The following is a 15,967-nucleotide window of genomic DNA, read 5'->3' as shown; positions in this document are numbered from 1 at the left end:
CCACCCTCAACGGAGACCCTCCGGGCCGCTGCGCCCACCCGTCACCCACCACCACCCTCAACGGAGACCCTCCGGGCCGCTGCGCCCACCCGTCACCCGCCACCCTCAACGGCCGTCACTGGCGCAGCGCCGCCCGGTCGCCCATGACGATCACCGGGTGGGCGGCCGGGTCCAGCCTGCGCAGCAGTTCGATCATGTGCTCCCGGGAGAGCGCCACACAGCCGTGGGTCGGGCCTTGGTGGTCCACGTGCACCCACAGGCCCGCGCCGCGTCCCCGGCCGAGCGGTGTGCGCGAGTCGAGCGGTGAGCTGCCCGGGACGCGGTTGTAGTCGATCGCCACCACGTAGTCGAAGGAACCGGTGAGCGGCTCCCCCTCGAAGCCCGCCCCCACCGCGCGGAACGCCGAGGAGTGGTCGTACGGGAGCCTGGTGCCGGGGTTCGGGGCGAGGCCCCCGGCGGCGGTGAGGGAGAAGACGCCGACCGGGCTGCGCAGGTCGTCCACCCGGTGGAAGGAGGTCCAGCCGCGCAGTGCGTTGTGCGCGGTCCAGGTCTGGCCCGGGTGCCAGTTGCCGTGGTCGTCGCGGCTCCACAGGGTCGCACTCGACATCCAGGAGTCCGGTCCCTGGCCGACGACCACCAGCGCCTGCCGGGCGTTCGCCGGGATCGCCGCGCCGAGCCGCGCGCCGATACCGGGCAACCGCCGTACGGACGGCAGTGGTTGTGCGGCGGGACCGGCGGACGGGGCGGCCGGATGGCGCGCCGGGCGCACCGCGACGGACGTCGGCCGAGTGGACCGGAACACCGCGCCCGGGCTGGCGTACAAGGCGGTGGTGCCCAGCACCCCCAGACCGACACCCGCGCAGATCAGCCAGGTCAGCCGGTCCCGTTCCGCTGTCCGGTGCCGGGGCGGCCGCGGGTGCGGCGGGGCGGCGCCCGGGTCGTCGTGCGTCCCGTCCGGCCGCTGGGAGGCGTACCGGGTGCGCTGCTGCGGGGCGGCGGGCGCGCTGCGTGACCGGGGCTCCGGTCCGGCGGCAGGAGCGTATGGGGGCACGCCTCCTCCTTCGGGTCTGCGGCTGCGTACTGCGCGCGTGCGATCGGCGCGGTCGTTCGGGTTCAACGAGCCAACCCCGCGCGGAGCACGGCTTCTTGACTCACGGTCACCGAGAGGTAACCCAACGTCACCGATTGACGCGACGCCCCGCGCGCCTCGGGCGGAGCCTCACCATAGGCATGCCGTCAGCCGCGCGCCCGCACCCCACGCCGGGCGTCAGCCGGAGGCGTTATCGAACCGGCTCGACGGCCCCGACGTACTCCAGGGTCCGCTCGGCGGGCAGCCGGACGAGCTGTGCCCAGTAGTAGATCACCAGGCTGAGCGCCGCGATGACGGCGATGTCCCACCACAGCGGAATGCGGTCGGTGGCACCGCAGGCCACCCGGGACGCGGGGCCGGTGCTGCAGAACCCGCCCTGCCAGGAGATGACGCCCATCCCGATCAGGTACACCGGCAGCCACTGGGCGGACCTGAAGTCCATGCGCGGCGTCCTCGGGTTGAGCCTGAGCGCGGCGGAGCAGCCCAGCAGCAGGTAGCCGAGCACGATCGCCACGCCGAGGCGCCACAGGGTGTCCCAGCCCGCCCAGTAGATGATCAGGTTCGCCACGACGAACGCCACCGGCGCCCAGAAGCCACCGCCCGGCAGCCGATAAGGGCGGAGCCGGTCGGGGTCCTGTCTGCGCAGGCAGCCGAAGGCCAGCGGCGCACCGGCGTACATCAACACGCTGGCGGAGGTGATGAATCCGACGAGCTTCTGCCAGGTGGGGAAGGGCAGGAAGACGATGAGTCCGATGGCGAAGGCGAACAGCAGACTGAACCACGGCACCCCGCGCCTGCTGGTCCGTTCGAACAGTTCCGGCACATAGCCGTTGCGGGACAGGCCGTAGGAGACGCGGGACGTGGCCGTCACATAGATCAGCCCGGTGCCGGTGGGTGAGACGACCGCGTCGATGTACAGCAGGGCGGCCAGCCAGCCCAGCCCGATCGAGCTGGCGAGCCCGGCGAACGGTCCGGCCTTGCCGCTGAACGTCAGGTTGGCCCAGCCGTGTACGAAGGCGCTGTGCGGCAGGGCGGCGATGAAGACCACCTGCAGGGCGACGTAGACCAGGGCGCCGATGAGGATCGAGCCGATCACCGCGCGCGGGATGTCCCTGGCCGGGTGGCGGCTCTCACCGGCCAGTTGGTCGGCCTGCTCGAAGCCGAGCAGCGCGAAGATGACACCGCTGGTGCTCACCGCGGAGAGCACGCCCTTGGCGCCGAACGGGGCGAAGCCCTGGTAGGCGAAGTTGCCGCCGTGGAACCTGGTGGCGGCGAGCACCGCGACGGTGAACAGGGGGACGGCGATCTTCCACCAGGTGGCGGCGCTGTTGGTGTGGGCCAGCCATCTGACGCCCAGGAAGTTGACGACGACGAAGAACGCCATGAAGGCGACCGCCAGGCCGTAGCCGGGCGGGGTGAGGTGGTTCTTGCCGGTCTGCACCCAACTGACGTGCACGCTGAGGTAGTTGAGCGATGCCATGACCTCGATGGGCGCCACGGTGACCGCCTGCAGCCAGGAGAACCAGCCGAAGGAGGCTCCCGCGACGCTGCCGAAGGCGTAGTGCGGGAACCGCGCGGTCCCGCCCGCGACCGGATACATCGCGCCCAGCTCGGCGTGGACGAAGGCCAGCACGATGATGGCCAGCGCGCCGATCCCCCAGGACAGCAGTGCGGCGGTTCCGGCGGCCTGCGCGGCGTAGAGCGAGCCGAACAGCCAGCCGGAGCCGATGATGGACCCCTCAGAGGCCCACACCAGGCCGATCAGTCCGATGTCCCGCCGCAGCCCCGGGTTGCTGGGTGTCACGTGGGTGACCGCGGGTTGCTCCATGCGCACGCACCCCTTACGTCCCGCCGGGCCGTTCGCGCACCACTTCGCGGGCGCTCTTGTCGTCGCGCAGGCCGAGGAAGCGGGGGTGCCGCAGCTTGCCGTCCCGGGTCCACTCGGTGAAGCCGACCTGTGCGACCAGTTCGGGGCGCACCCAGTGCGCGGTGCGCTCCCCGACCTGTTCGGCGAACGGCGAGCGGCCCAACTCCAGCTCCTCCAGCCGCGCCCTGAGGCGGCGCAGGGTGGCGGTGTCGAAGCCGGTGCCCACCTTGCCCGCGTAGCGCAGTTCACCGCCGGAGTAGTAGCCCACCAGCAGCGCGCCCAGGCCGATGCGGCTGCCGGACGGTTCGGTGAAGCCGCCGACCACCATCTCCTGCCCGGCCGCGCACTTGAGCTTCAGCCAGTCCCTGGACCGCACCTGTGCGTAGCGCCCGTCGGCCCGCTTGGCGATCAGTCCCTCCCAGCCCCGCTCACACGCCTGCCGCAGCAGCTCGGGGCCTCCGGCATTGCGGTGGGTGGTGAAGCGCAGCGGTGGCCGGAAGTCGATGGTGCCGCGCAGCAGTGACTTGCGGGTGCGCAACGGCAGCCGGGTGAGGTCCTGGCCGTCCAGCCGCAGCAGGTCGAAGAGGTAGTACGTCACCGCCACGCCGCTCATCCGCACGTCATGCGGCCTGGTCAGGCCCATCCGCCGCTGCAGCAGGGCGAAACTGGTGCGCCCGTGCTCCAGGGCGACGATCTCGCCGTCCACCAGGAAGTCCTGGCACTCCTGCCGGTCCAGGGCCTCGATGATCTCGGGGTAGGTGGCGTCCACATGCCGTCCGGTACGGGACAGCAGCCCGGTGCGTCCGCCGTCGCGGTAGCCCAGCGCCCGCACTCCGTCCAGTTTGCGTTCGAAGATCCAGCCGCCGCCGAAGGACCGCTGATCGGTGAGGACGGCCAGCATCGGGCGCATACCGCGCGGGCTCGGGGCGGGGCGCAGCAGATCGCGCTGGTCCTTGGGCAGGCGCCGCAGTTCGTCGTTCATGACCGGCTGCCGTGCCGGTGCGCGTCATCGGTGCGTCTGCGTCCCTTGCGGCCCGCCCTGGCGTCGGCCGCGACCTGCTTCAGGGTGCGGTGGGTGCGCACCGACTTGGCGCGGCTCGGCTCCGGCGTGCCCGGGCGGGAGGCGTGCTGGTCGTCCTTCTTCACCAGCAGCCAGGCCTCGGAACGGATCCGGGTGAGGGCGAATCCGCCGTGTAGCTTCCTGCCGTCCAGCCAGAACGAGGCATGGCCGTCGGCCAGTGCCTTGGCGAACGGGACCTGTTTGCCGTGGCGCTCGCTCATGTTGCGGTAGGTCCCGGAGTCCCACACCAGTACGGTTCCGGCGCCGTACTGGTCGTCGCCGATGACGCCCTCGAAGTCGCGGTACTCCAGCGGGTGGTCCTCGGTGGGCACCGCCAGCCGCTTGTCGTGCGGGTCGGTGGACGGACCCTTGGGAATCGCCCAGGACTTCAGCACCCCGTCGACCTCCAGGCGGAAGTCGAAGTGGCGGGTACTGGCGTCGTGCAACTGCACCACGAACCGGCCCTCGCCCGACTCGTCGCCCTGGTCGCCCCGGGGCTCCGAGGTCCGGGAGAAGTCGCGTTTGCGGCGGTACTCCGCCAGCGGGTTTCGCGAGGTCATGGCGGTCTTCCTCCGGGTGCGCAGCGACCGCCGCGGACAGCGGGCACCGCCCGTGGCCCTCCCCCTGTAACCCACCGTTGCCCGCCAGGTGCGCGGGCGCAAGCGCTGGCGGCCGGGGGCGGCGGGGCAGGCTTCAGAGCCGGGAGAAGTCCCCGTGGCGTCCGGCGCCCGCGGCGAACCGGGCGGCGCCGCTGACCGCCTCGGCCATGGCCGCCTGGCCGTGCCGCAGCTCCACGGCCATCGCCGCCTCCTCCGTCAGACCGTCCTGGGCGAGGACGGAGGCCCGGTCACCGCGCAGACAGGTCTGCGGGAACCGGGCGATCTGGGCGGCGAGTTCCTCGGCGGCGGCGCGTGAACGGCCGTGCGGCACAAGGCGGTTGGCCAGGCCGATGGCGTGCGCCTCGGCGGCGTCCACCGGTCGGCCGGTGAGGATCAGGTCCAGGGCGCGGCTGGTGCCGATCAGCCGCGGCAGCCGTACCGTGCCGCCGTCGATCAGCGGTACGCCCCAGCGGCGGCAGAAGACGCCGAACACCGCGTCCTCCTCGGCTACCCGCAGGTCGCACCAGAGGGCGAGTTCCAGACCGCCCGCCACGGCGTGGCCGCTGACCGCGGCGATCACGGGCTTGGTCAGCCGCAGCCGGGTGGGACCCATGGGCCCGTCGCCGTCCGGCTCGACCCGGTTGCCGCGCTCGGTGCCGACCGCCTTGAGGTCGGCGCCGGAGCAGAACGTTCCGCCCTCGCCCCACAGCACGGCCACCCGCGCCTGAGGGTCCGCGTCGAAGGCGCGGAACGCCTCGGCGAGCGCGGCGGCGGTCGCCCCGTCGACCGCGTTGCGGCACTCCGGCCGGGACAGCACGACCGTGGTGACCGGACCGTCGCGCTCGACGCGCACACTCATTCCCGCGGCTCCTCGGTCGCCCCAGCGGAATCGCTACGCCGCCCATCCTACGCGGCGGCTGCCCCATACAGCCCGGGCGAACCAAGGGGCTTGACGCCGCATCACCGCCGTCCAGCTATCCACCACCTGGTCACGATCCCGCTCGGCGGAACCGGAACGATCAGCCGCGTCGTCAACGACACTGGTGGGCCGCCGAATTGGCGCACAGTGCGGCCGATCCGGCGTGGCGGCGGGTGTGGTCCGCGGCTCACCAGGGCGGCCACCGCGGCGCGCGTCCTGGTTGAACCGGGGTGGTTTACCGGACGTTGTTCAGGGCAGGCGCGTTACAGGAGTGCACTCTCACAGCAACGCCCCGCCTGTGGTGCCCGGCCGATCCCCCCACTATCGACCGGGCACCACAGGCGGGCTCCCCCTCCCGTGCGGCAGCGCGGAACGCGTACGTCCGCCTCCGCGCTTCCGCGAGTCGATCTTCATCCGTCCGTCCGGACCTGGCCCACGCCCCGGATGACGAGTCGCGACATCAAGGCACTGTGCCTACGTTTGTCCCGTATCGAGTCCCCACGACGACGGGAGAACAGCGGTGCGTGCGTGTCCCCTCCGCATCTCACTGGCCTGCGGCCTCGCGCTCACCGCGGGTGTCCTGGCGGCCAGTACGCTGTCCGCCCCCGAGGACCGCGCCAGCGCGTCCCCCCGCCCCAGCCGCCCGCAGCCGGTGCACGCCGGGCACGCCGTCACCGGTGCCCACCACCCGACCGGCGGGATCCCCTGGATAGCGCAGGGCGGCGCGGTGAACCCGGCGAACCGCCCGCCCGCACTGGCCGACGCCTATGCGTCCACCCGAACCGGAATGCTCAGCCCCACCGTCGCCCACGACCCCGAACTGGTCTACGTGCCCAACAGCGGCGAGACCGGAATGGGCGGCACCAACAACTCGCACAACCGCGACCGCGACACCGTCACCGTGATAGACCCCAGGTCCTTCCGCGTCGTCGGCCACTTCCCGGTCGGCCGCCTGCCCCAGCACGTCACTCCGTCCTGGGACCTGCGGACGCTGTGGGTCGACGCCAGCGGCAGCAACCAGCTCGTACCGCTCGACCCGCGAACCGCCAAGCCCGGCAAGCCGGTTGCCGTCGACGCCCCGTACAACCTGTACTTCACCCCGGACGGCGGGTCCGCCCTCGTCATGGCGGAGCGCCGCGACCACCTGGACGTACGGGATCCGCACACCATGGCGCTGCGGCGCACCGTCGCCGTGCCCTGTTCAGGCATCAACCACGCCGACTTCTCCGCGGACGGCGGCTACTTCATCGTCAGTTGCGAGTTCTCCGGCCAGTTGCTGAAGTACGACACGGCCACGCTGCGGATCCTCGGCGAACTCGACCTCGGCCCTCGGGTGATGCCGCAGGACGTGCGGCTCGGCCCGGACGGGCGCACGTTCTACGTCGCCGGTTTCCACACCGGGAACCTGATACTGGTCGACGGCGACACCATGCGCGAGCGGGGCAGGATCCCGACCGGGGCCGGGGCGCACGGGATATACCCCAACCGCGACGGGACGCTGCTGTACGTCTCCAACCGCCAGGACGGTTCGGTCAGCGTGGTGGACCCGCGTACCCGCACCACCACCGCCACCTGGCGGATACCGGGCGGCGGCTCACCGGACATGGGCGGGGTCAGCGCCGACGGCACGCAACTGTGGCTGTCCGGCCGGGACAACGACGAGGTGTACGTGTTCGGCACCGCGGACGGGCGGCTACTGGCCCGCATCCCGGTCGGCGCCAATCCGCACGGGCTCGCGTTCTTCCCGCAGCCCGGCCGCTACAGCCTGGGGCATACCGGCAACTACCGTTGAGCGTCACGGCGGTTGGCGAAGCGGCCTGTCCGGGTGGCTACTTCGCCGGGTCGGCGGAGGCGAGGCCGGGAGGGGCGGCGGCCAACGCGTCCTGGATGGCGCGTACCAGCGCCAGGGCGGACTCCTCGGTCAGCTCCACCGCCACCCGCGCCCCGGGTCCCTGCTCGGGGTTGATGAAGTCGATGTTCAGGGTGTGTTCCTGCGGCGCGTGCTGCGGGTGGTCCACATAGACCGTCGCATGGGTGAGCGGGAACCACCCCCGCGCCCCCTTTCCGCTGCCGTCTACGGAGACCTTCTCGGTCAGGTAGGTGCACATACCGGGCTCCTGATCAGGCGGAGAGGTGGCGGCCGAAGAAGTCGAAGATCCGCCGCCAGCCGTCGACGGCGGCCTGCGGCCGGTAGCTGGGGCGGTCGACGGCGAAGAACGCGTGCCCGGCGCCGTCGTAGGTGTGGAACTCGTGCTCCTTGCCCAAAGCGTCCAGTTCCGCGGCGAGTTGGGCGGTCTCCTGCGGCGCCGGGTAGGAGTCCTCGGCGCCGAACAGGCCCAGCAGCGGGCACGACAGCCGCGGCGCGAGACCGAGCACCGGCTTCATGGTGGCGGGCATGGTGGCCGGCGGCTCGTTGACGACGAAGGCGCCGTAGCAGTCCACCGCCGCGTCCAGCCGCATGGAACAGGCGGCCAGGAACGCCTGGCGGCCACCTGAGCAGTGGCCGATCACGCCGACTTTGCCGTTGGCGCCGTCCAGTGACTTCAGATGGCGTACCGCGCCCTCCACGTCAGCGATCAGCTGGTCGTCGGCGACGCCTCCGGCGGCCCGGACGGCGGCGGCCGCGTCGTCCGGGCTGGCGCCGGGGGCCTGGCGGGAGTAGAGGTTGGGGCACAGTGCCGCGTAGCCGTGGACCGCGAAGTCGCGCACCATCTGCTTGGTGGCCTCGTCATAGCCCGGCATGTGGTGGATCACCACGATGCCGCCGAACCCGGTGCGGTCCACCGGCCGGGCGAGGTACGCCTCGATGGGGTCGCCGTTTCCGGAGGTGATGGTCACCGTTCCGGCCGTCATGGTGTCGTTCATGTCGTCTCCCGTTGTCCACCGCGCCGCTCGCGTCCCACTCCCCTGCTGGCGACCGCGAGTTCCACGCATGCCTACCACACGTGCCCGTCCGGCTCACCGGACGAACCCGCCTCAGCCGCGCCAGCCCATCGTCAGCAGCGTGTGGAGCCCGGGCGCGAGCGTCACCACTACCGGGACCAGGATCATCAGCAGGCCCACCGCGGTGAGATTGAGCCGTTGCAACGGACGCAGCCGGGGCGCCCCGGTGAGCAGCCGGTCGACCCGCGCGGCCACCTCCTCCACCGGCGGTGGCGGGGGCGTCCCCGGGCTCCAGGCGGCGGGCACCGGGCGGGACGCGCCGAGCCGGGTCTCGTTGAGGTCCAGCAACGCCAGGGCGGTCGCCAGATGGCCGTGCCGGTACGCCGCCGCGTCGTCGGCGGCCAGCTCCACCAGCCGCGCGGAGTGGTCGGCGTAGGCGGTGAACAGCGACGCCTGGGGGAACGCGGTGGCCAGCGCCCCGGCGGACTGCAACAGCAGATGGTGCCTGGCCCTGGCGTGGGCCCGCTCATGGGCGAGCACCGCGTCCAGCTGCTCGCGGCTGAGCCGGCGCATCGCCCCGGTGGACACCACGAGTTGCAGCGGCTTGCGCGGCAGCGGTAGCGACCACGCCTGCGGCCGCGGGCTCTCCATCACCAGGAGCCGCTCGGCGCGCCGCGCCCGCCAGCCGTGGTCCGCCTCGTACGGCAGCGGCGGGGCGGCCTGCCGCAGTTCGCGGTAGCGGCGGCGACGGCTGATGCGGGCGAGGTGCGCCTCCCGCACCAGGTGCAGCACGACGTGGATCGCGGCGGTCACCAGCACCGCGGCGAACACCCCGCGCCAGGCCCCGCCCACCGTCAGGTCGTAGGAGTCCTGCACACCGGGCGGCGCGATCCTGAACAGCCGCTCGCGCAGCGGCGCCCACAGGGCGGCTACGGTGACGAGCAAGGACAGCGCGAAGCACAGCAGTACGGCGGCGACGGCGCACTGCCACACCCACAGCGCCACCACCGGTTCGCGCTCCTGCCAGTCGACCCGCGCCAGGATCCGCGGTGCCGCGATGGCGAACGCGACACCAACGAGCGGCAGCACGAAGGCCGTTCCCACAGTGTCCCTCCTCCCCCAGTTCGCGGTCTGCACACCGCAGCATGCCCGGCGAAACGCCGGATCGCCACGTGGACGTGCCAACCTGAGGAGGATCGCGCCGACTTCACGGCAGGAAGCGTCGTCCGCGGCTCAGCCGCGCCGTCGTGCGGCGCCCACCACCTTGGCCACCGAGGACGGCAGGACCCGGGCGGCCAGTCGGCGCGCCGTGGGCTGCGGGCGGTCCCCAGGCGGCCGCGGCGGCGCACCGGATGAGCGGTGCCGGGACGCGGGATGGGGCGGGGCGACGGCCTTCCTGCCGTCGATCCGGATCAGCGGCGCACCGGCGACGGACTGCACCTCGTGCCACAGGTCGCGGCGTCCGCGCAGCCAGCCGAGGAGTTCGTCGCGCACCGGGTCGGGGTCGCCCCAGGTGCCGTAGAACTTGGTGCTGGTGATGCAGACGGCGTTCAGGCCCCCGCTGGTGACCGCCTGCCAGGTGGCGGCTGCCACACCCGGGCAGTGCTCGGCGCGGAAGTCGTCCAGCGCGACGATGCCGTACGGCCGCAGCAGGGCACGGGCGCACCCGATGTCGGCGTGCACGTGGTCGTACAGGTGCGAGGCGTCGATGTGGACGAAGCGGCAGCTGTTCTGGCTGACATGTTCGGGGACGCGTGAGGACGGCCCCTGTACCACGGTGGGCAGCGCGTCGTGGAAGGAGAGGTAGTTGGCCTCGAAGGCGCGCCGGGTCAGGGTCGAGTAGGACTTCGCCATCTCGGCGCTGTTGGAGGAGTCCTCGGCGGGCGAGTCGAACAGGTCGCACACGGTGAAGCGGTCGCCGTCGCGTACGTAGCAGCCGCAGAAGATCGCGCTCTTGCCCAGGTAGACGCCCACCTCCAACAGGTCGCCGGATTCCTCCCGTTGGCGCTGCCGGGTCAGGAACCAGTCGAAGAGGAGTTGGTCGACCGGGAAGAACCAGCCGGGTACGTCGGCCAGTCGTGCGGGGGCGGGGAGCTGCTCGTCGGTGTCCACAGAAGAAGTGGTCATGAGCGTTCCGTTTTTCGGTCGGCAGGACCCGAGCAGGGTGCCGGACGCCGGTGTTGCCGAGGTGTTCGCCGCGCGTCGGCCCGGTGAACACCTCGGGCTGCCCGCCGGTGCGCGGCCAGTGGCGGCGGAGGTGTTTATTCCGCGCCCGGGTCCAAAGGCGGCGCCGGTACGCCGCAGTTCACCGTGCACTGTGGATGCGCGCAGGGCGCTCCCGGGCGCGGCCCCCGTACGGTGAACCAGGCGAGCGCTCCCCCGGCGGCCATCACCACGGCGCAGATGAGCACCGCCTCCTGGAACGCCCGGTGCACGCTGGGGCCGGAGGCGTACTGGGTGCCGGAGATCCCCACGGCGAGCGGCAGCGCGGCGACGGCGATCAACCCCGCGGCCCTGGCGGCGGCGTTGTTGACGCCGCTGGCGATCCCGGCGCGCCGCACCGGCACGGCGGCCAGCACGGTGGCGGTCAGCGGTGCGACGAACAGCGCCATGCCCAGCCCCTGCACCACGACGGCGGGCAGCACCGTGCTCCAGTACGCGCCCGCGGGTCCCACCCGGTGCAGCAGCGCGATGCCCACGGCCGCCAGCAGCGGGCCCACGGTCAGCGGCAGCCGGGGCCCGATGCGCCGGGCCAGATCCCCGGCGCGGGCGGACAGCGCCAGCATCAGCAGGGTGATCGGCAGCATGGCGACACCGGCCTGCAACGCGCTGTATCCAGAGGCGACTTGGAGCTGGACGGGCAGCAGGAACAGCACACCGCTGAGCGGTGCGTACAGGCACAGGGTGATCACGTTGACGACGGTGAACATCCGGGAGCGGAACAGGTCGGGCGGCAGCATGGGGTGCGGGAGCCGCCGCTCCAGGGCGACGAACGCCGCGCCGAGCAGACAGGCGGCGAGCGCGCAGCCGAGCACCGGTGCGGAGGCGCCCCCCGACGGCGCCTCGACCAGGGCGTAGGTGAGGGCCGCCAGCGCCAGCGCCGCCAGCGCGGCCCCGGCCACGTCGAAGGAGCCGGTGCGCTGCCCTTCCCGGCTCTCCGGGATCCAGCGCACCGCGACGGCCACCACCACCAGCGCGACCGGGCAGTTGATGAGGAACACCCAGCGCCAGCCCGGTCCGTCCACCAGCCAGCCGCCGACGAACGGTCCGATGGCCGCGGCCACCCCGCCCAGCCCCGACCAGGCGCCGACGGCCCGCGCACGGTCCCGCTCGACGTAGGTGGCCTGGATCAACGCCAGCGACCCGGGCGTCAGTAGTGCGCCGCCCACACCCTGCAGCGCGCGGGCCGCGATCAGCGCACCCATGTTCGGGGCGAGCCCGCAGGCCGCCGAGGCGAGCGCGAACCACACCGTGCCGACCACGAAGACCCGGCGCCTGCCGAACCGGTCGCCGAGCGATCCGCCGAGCAGGATGAGCCCGGCCAGGGTGAGCAGGTAGGCGTTGATCGTCCACTGCAGGGCGGCCAGTGAGGCGTGCAGGCTCCGGCCGATACGCGGTAGCGCGACGTTGACCACCGTGCTGTCGAGCAGCGCCATCCCGGAGCCGAGGACCGTGGCCAGCAGCACCCACCGGCCGCGCGGGTCGGCGAGGCGCACGCCTCCGGCCGCGTCGCTGTCCGCCGCGTTCGCCGTCATGGGTCGATCGTCGGCGATCAGCTCGCCTTCGGGCACGAGGCGCGCCACCAGTACGGTGGTCACCTGTTCAGGTCGTTCCTTGAGCCGCCCCCGGAGTCGCCCTATGCCGCCCATCCTCCCGGCCGCCCTGCCCGGCGCGGCGGTCCGCCGGTGAGCGCCCGGCCACGGCTGACGGCGCAGCAGCGGCGGGCTCGGCTGGGCGTGCGGCACCTTCTGTTGCCGGGCGGCAAGGGCGCGGCGGTGGAGCAGGTGGCGCACGCGCTGGTGGGGCTGCACGCCACCGACCCGGCGACGGTCTACCTCGCCGCGTGCGCCCGGCTGGCCGCGCCGGGTGTCGCGGAGGTCGAGCGGGGACTTTACGACGACCTGACGCTGACCCGGATGCTGTGCATGCGCCGCACCATGTTCGTCGTCCCGGCGGAACTCGCGCCGGTGGTGAACGCCTCCACCGCGCGCCGGGTCGCGGCGAAGGAGCGCGCCCACCACGCCCAACTCCTGCTGCGCGCGGGCGGTTTCACCCCCGAGTGGATCGCCGCCACGGAGGAGGCCGCCCTGGCGGCACTGCGGGTACGCGGTCAGGCGACCACGGCGGAACTCGCGGCGGACGTGCCCGCGCTGTGCGAGCGGATAGTCGTCTCGCCGGGAAAGCCGTACGAGAGCACGCAACGGGTGGCCAGCAGGATCATGGGCGTGCTGGCCGCGGAGGGCAGGGTGCGACGCGGCAGGCCGCTGGGCGGCTGGACGTCGAACCAGTTCCGGTGGTCCGCCGCACCGCCGCTCGCGGAGCTGCCCGAGGCGGCGGCGAAGGCGGATCTGGCCCGCCGCTATCTGGCGTCGTTCGGGCCCGCCACGGTCGACGACCTGAAGTGGTGGACCGGCTGGACGCTCACCGACACCCGAAAGGCGGTCGCCGCGACCGGCGCGGTCGCCGTGGACCTGGACGAGGGCACCGGCTATCTGCTGCCGGAGGACACCGAGCCGGTTCCCGAGCCGCAGCCGTGGGCGGCGTTGCTGCCCGCCCTCGACCCCACCGCGATGGGCTGGCGGCACCGGGACTGGTACGCGGACCCGGACGTGCGGCGGCCACTGTTCGACCGGTACGGCAACATCGGCCCCACCGTGTGGTGGAACGGCCGGGTGATCGGCGGTTGGGCACAGCGCCGGGACGGATCCCTCGGTTACCGGCTGCTCACCGACGCCGGTCGGCAGGCTCGGGCGGCGGTCGACGGCGAGGTCGAGCGGCTGGCCGGATGGCTGGGCGCGAGCCGGGTCACACCGAGCTTCCGGACCCCGCTGGAGCGCGAGCTGGCCGGATGACCACGGCGCACGCCCGGCGCACGGGTGCACGGTCAACGCGCTTCGGGCGGTACCGACCCCCCGCTGCGGTGACCTACTTCCGGTAACCGGGGTGAAGCGCACGCCAACGCCTCTACGCTGATCTTCCCCGCCGTTTCCGGCGGCGCGCTCGCGAGAGGAGCACGCCATGGCGACCACTGTGACGCTCGATGGTGAGCTGGACCTGCTCACCACCGCACGCACCACCAACCTGCTCGCCGCCGCGGCGCTCACCACCTCGGACATCGTGGTCGACCTCAGATCGGTGACCTTCATGGACGCCACCGGCCTCGGGCCGCTGGCGCGCACCGCGTGCCAGGTCCGGGGCCGGGGCGGCCGAATGACGCTGGTGGTCGCCGACCCGCGGCTGGAGCGGGTGCTGCGCCTGGCTCGGCTGAACGACCTGTTCACCGTGGTACGGGACGGCGGCGGCACCGACACGCACTGCCAACGACACGCGTGAACAGGGGCGTTCGGGAACGGGATCGCCCCCCGTACCGCCGCCGCGGCGGTACGGGGGGCGCGGCGTTCAGTGCCCGATCGGGAGATCAGCGACCGGACCTGTCCGCCGTCGGCGGGTGCGGGCCTGGCGAGCGCCGCACACAGATGGTGATACCCGCCCTCTGTAGGGATCCGGTGAGTAGGAATCCGGTGAAGACGGCGGCGCGGGCGCGGTCACTTGCCGCCGGTGTGCTCCTCGTACGCCTCAAGCACCTCTTCGGTCGGGCCGTCCATCCACAGCTCGCCCTTCTCCAGCCACAACACCCGATCACAGGTGTCCCGGATCGACTTGTTGTTGTGACTCACCAGGAACACCGTCCCGGCCTCCGCCCGCAACTGACGGATCCGCGCCTCCGACCGCCTCTGAAACGCCCGGTCCCCCGTCGCCAGCGCCTCATCGATCATCAACACATCGTGCTGCTTGGCCGCCGCGATCGAAAACCGCAACCGCGCCGCCATGCCCGACGAATACGTCCGCATCGGCAGCGAGATGAAATCACCCTTCTCATTGATCCCCGAGAAGTCCACAATGTCCTGACACTTCTCACGAATCTCGGAATTACTCATCCCCATGGCCAAGCCACCCAGGATGACGTTCCGCTCCCCCGTCAGGTCATTCATCAACGCCGCGTTAACACCCAGCAGCGACGGCTGCCCATCGGTATAGACCCGACCCCGCTCCGGCGGCAGCAACCCCGCGATCGCCCGCAGCATCGTCGACTTACCCGAACCGTTCGAACCGATCAGCCCGACCGCCTCACCCCGGTACGCCACGAAACTCACCCCGCGCACCGCGTGCACCTCACGCACGTTCGGCGAGGTCTTCCGCTGCACGATCCGGCTCAACGCCGCCGTGGCACTGCCCTTGCCACTACCCGCGCCATGCACCCGGTAGACGATGTGCAGATCGTCCACGATCACCGTGGGAACCCGCTCGGTCCCCTGCTGCCGCTCAGCCACGACCGTACTGCTCCTCAGCCTTCCAGAAGAACACGAAGCCCCCGACGCCCATGACCACCGCCCAGCCCAGCGCCAGCGGCCACACATGCGCGGGCAGGCTCCGCGCGGTCACCGTGTCGATGAGGGCGTACCGCGTCAGCGCCAGGTAGACCAGCCCCGGGTTCGCCTCCAGCACCGCGGCCACCCAGTGCGGGGCGTGCGCCGTGAACACCCGCAGGTCGTAGAAGATCCCGCAGAAGTACATCCAGGTGCGCAGCAGGAACGGCAGGAGCTGGGCGACATCGGTGACCTTCGCCCCGATCCGTGCCAGGGCCAGCGCCATCCCGGCGTTGAACACGCACTGCAGGAGCAGCGCCGGGACCGCGAGCAGCCAGTGCGCGGTGAGCGGCACCCCGCAGGCGAGGACGATCGCGCCCAGCACACCCATGGAGAACAGCAGTTGCTGGAGCTGGATGAGCGTGACGGCGATCGGCAGACAGGCCCGCGGGAAGTGGAGCACCCTGATCAGCCCGAGGTTGTCGGATATCGCCCGCGTCCCGGAAAGCGCCGAGGACTGGGTGAAGTTGAAGACGAAGACGCCGGTGCACAGATAGGGGATGTAGTGCGCGATGCCATGGCTGGTCCCCAGCAGCAGGCCGAACACCAGGTAGTAGACGCCCGCGTTGAGCAGCGGGGTCATCACCTGCCAGGCCTGGCCGAGCTTGGCGGTGGCGTACATCGCGGTCAGCCGCGAGGTGGCGTAGGCGACGACGAAGTGCCGTCGGGCCCACAGCTGCCGGACGTACTCGGGCAGCGGGGGCCGGACGCCGCTCGCGCTGAGGCCGTGGGCGGCGGCCAGTCGCGCTGGGTCGGGCTCCCGCAGCGGGGCGGTGACGACCACCGGCGGCGGCGCTAGGTCAACGGTCACGTGAGGTTGCTTTCGTCCGAGGGCGGGCACAGGGCGGCGACATGGCACGGGCGTCGGAACGAGACCGTCTCGTCGCTTGACTGGGACGCTA

Annotated in this window: 15 protein-coding genes; 3 read left to right on the top strand and 12 right to left on the bottom strand. The window is 72.2% G+C overall.

Annotated features, from left to right (window positions below; translation table 11 throughout):
* Nucleotides 1-115 precede the first annotated feature (115 nt).
* From NON19_RS01125 to NON19_RS01105, 5 genes are all read right to left on the bottom strand, one after another.
* Nucleotides 116-1,051 (bottom strand): L,D-transpeptidase family protein, encoded by a 936-nt coding sequence (locus NON19_RS01125; protein WP_372513953.1) that lies wholly within the window; start codon nt 1,049-1,051, stop codon nt 116-118.
* A 229-nt stretch (nt 1,052-1,280) separates the two neighbouring features.
* Complete coding sequence (locus tag NON19_RS01120) at nt 1,281-2,918, bottom strand: APC family permease (RefSeq protein ID WP_255924602.1); 1,638 nt, start codon at nt 2,916-2,918, stop codon at nt 1,281-1,283.
* A gap of 13 nt (nt 2,919-2,931) precedes the next feature.
* Nucleotides 2,932-3,939, bottom strand: a complete 1,008-nt coding sequence (ligD, locus tag NON19_RS01115) for a non-homologous end-joining DNA ligase (protein ID WP_255924601.1) — start codon at nt 3,937-3,939, stop codon at nt 2,932-2,934.
* Nucleotides 3,936-4,577, bottom strand: a complete 642-nt coding sequence (locus NON19_RS01110) for a DNA polymerase ligase N-terminal domain-containing protein (protein ID WP_255924600.1) — start codon at nt 4,575-4,577, stop codon at nt 3,936-3,938. The genes ligD and NON19_RS01110 overlap by 4 nt, the downstream gene beginning before the upstream one ends.
* 133 nt (nt 4,578-4,710) lie before the next feature.
* Nucleotides 4,711-5,475, bottom strand: coding sequence for a crotonase/enoyl-CoA hydratase family protein (locus NON19_RS01105; protein WP_255924599.1), 765 nt, complete (start codon nt 5,473-5,475; stop codon nt 4,711-4,713).
* A gap of 580 nt (nt 5,476-6,055) precedes the next feature.
* Between NON19_RS01105 and NON19_RS01100 the strand changes: the two genes are divergently transcribed.
* The gene (locus tag NON19_RS01100; RefSeq protein ID WP_255924598.1) at nt 6,056-7,327 is read left to right on the top strand and encodes a YVTN family beta-propeller repeat protein; all 1,272 of its coding nucleotides are present in this window, start codon (nt 6,056-6,058) and stop codon (nt 7,325-7,327) included.
* 37 nt (nt 7,328-7,364) lie between these two features.
* On the opposite strand, the gene NON19_RS01095 is transcribed toward NON19_RS01100, so the two are convergent.
* The 5 genes from NON19_RS01095 to NON19_RS01075 form a co-directional block, all read right to left on the bottom strand.
* Nucleotides 7,365-7,643 (bottom strand): DUF6295 family protein, encoded by a 279-nt coding sequence (locus tag NON19_RS01095; protein WP_255924597.1) that lies wholly within the window; start codon nt 7,641-7,643, stop codon nt 7,365-7,367.
* 13 nt (nt 7,644-7,656) lie between these two features.
* A complete protein-coding gene (locus NON19_RS01090) occupies nt 7,657-8,400 on the bottom strand; it encodes a dienelactone hydrolase family protein (protein WP_255924596.1) in 744 nt (247 codons plus the stop codon).
* A gap of 111 nt (nt 8,401-8,511) precedes the next feature.
* Entirely contained in the window at nt 8,512-9,522 is a 1,011-nt protein-coding gene (locus NON19_RS01085) for a M56 family metallopeptidase (protein ID WP_255924595.1), read from the bottom strand.
* A 129-nt stretch (nt 9,523-9,651) separates the two neighbouring features.
* A complete protein-coding gene (locus tag NON19_RS01080) occupies nt 9,652-10,545 on the bottom strand; it encodes a class I SAM-dependent methyltransferase (protein ID WP_255924594.1) in 894 nt (297 codons plus the stop codon).
* A gap of 134 nt (nt 10,546-10,679) precedes the next feature.
* Complete coding sequence (locus NON19_RS01075; RefSeq protein ID WP_255925001.1) at nt 10,680-12,173, bottom strand: MFS transporter; 1,494 nt, start codon at nt 12,171-12,173, stop codon at nt 10,680-10,682.
* Nucleotides 12,174-12,323: 150 nt separating this feature from the next.
* On the opposite strand from NON19_RS01075, the gene NON19_RS01070 reads away from it, so the two are divergent.
* The gene (locus NON19_RS01070; RefSeq protein ID WP_255924593.1) at nt 12,324-13,490 is read left to right on the top strand and encodes a winged helix DNA-binding domain-containing protein; all 1,167 of its coding nucleotides are present in this window, start codon (nt 12,324-12,326) and stop codon (nt 13,488-13,490) included.
* Nucleotides 13,491-13,656: 166 nt separating this feature from the next.
* Nucleotides 13,657-13,971, top strand: coding sequence for an STAS domain-containing protein (locus NON19_RS01065; RefSeq protein WP_255924592.1), 315 nt, complete (start codon nt 13,657-13,659; stop codon nt 13,969-13,971).
* Nucleotides 13,972-14,183: 212 nt separating this feature from the next.
* On the opposite strand, the gene NON19_RS01060 is transcribed toward NON19_RS01065, so the two are convergent.
* On the bottom strand, nt 14,184-14,969 hold the full coding sequence (locus NON19_RS01060; RefSeq protein WP_255924591.1) for an ABC transporter ATP-binding protein: 786 nt from the start codon (nt 14,967-14,969) through the stop codon (nt 14,184-14,186).
* A complete protein-coding gene (locus NON19_RS01055; protein ID WP_255924590.1) occupies nt 14,962-15,876 on the bottom strand; it encodes an ABC transporter permease in 915 nt (304 codons plus the stop codon). The genes NON19_RS01060 and NON19_RS01055 overlap by 8 nt, the downstream gene beginning before the upstream one ends.
* Between the last annotated feature and the right edge of the window lie 91 nt (nt 15,877-15,967).

The organism is Streptantibioticus rubrisoli (assembly GCF_024436055.1).
Lineage (GTDB): Bacteria > Actinomycetota > Actinomycetes > Streptomycetales > Streptomycetaceae > Streptantibioticus_A > Streptantibioticus_A rubrisoli.
The sequence above is the reverse complement of the archived record's forward strand: the minus strand, read 5'-3'. Positions and strand labels throughout refer to the sequence as shown.

Coding starts and splice junctions, on each gene's coding strand:
- NON19_RS01080 (WP_255924594.1), bottom strand. CDS start 10,545: ATGACCACTTCTTCTGTGGACACCGACGAGCAGCTCCCCGCCCCCGCA.
- NON19_RS01090 (WP_255924596.1), bottom strand. CDS start 8,400: ATGAACGACACCATGACGGCCGGAACGGTGACCATCACCTCCGGAAAC.
- NON19_RS01095 (WP_255924597.1), bottom strand. CDS start 7,643: ATGTGCACCTACCTGACCGAGAAGGTCTCCGTAGACGGCAGCGGAAAG.
- ligD (WP_255924601.1), bottom strand. CDS start 3,939: ATGAACGACGAACTGCGGCGCCTGCCCAAGGACCAGCGCGATCTGCTG.
- NON19_RS01075 (WP_255925001.1), bottom strand. CDS start 12,173: ATGACGGCGAACGCGGCGGACAGCGACGCGGCCGGAGGCGTGCGCCTC.
- NON19_RS01065 (WP_255924592.1), top strand. CDS start 13,657: ATGGCGACCACTGTGACGCTCGATGGTGAGCTGGACCTGCTCACCACC.
- NON19_RS01105 (WP_255924599.1), bottom strand. CDS start 5,475: ATGAGTGTGCGCGTCGAGCGCGACGGTCCGGTCACCACGGTCGTGCTG.
- NON19_RS01110 (WP_255924600.1), bottom strand. CDS start 4,577: ATGACCTCGCGAAACCCGCTGGCGGAGTACCGCCGCAAACGCGACTTC.
- NON19_RS01120 (WP_255924602.1), bottom strand. CDS start 2,918: ATGGAGCAACCCGCGGTCACCCACGTGACACCCAGCAACCCGGGGCTG.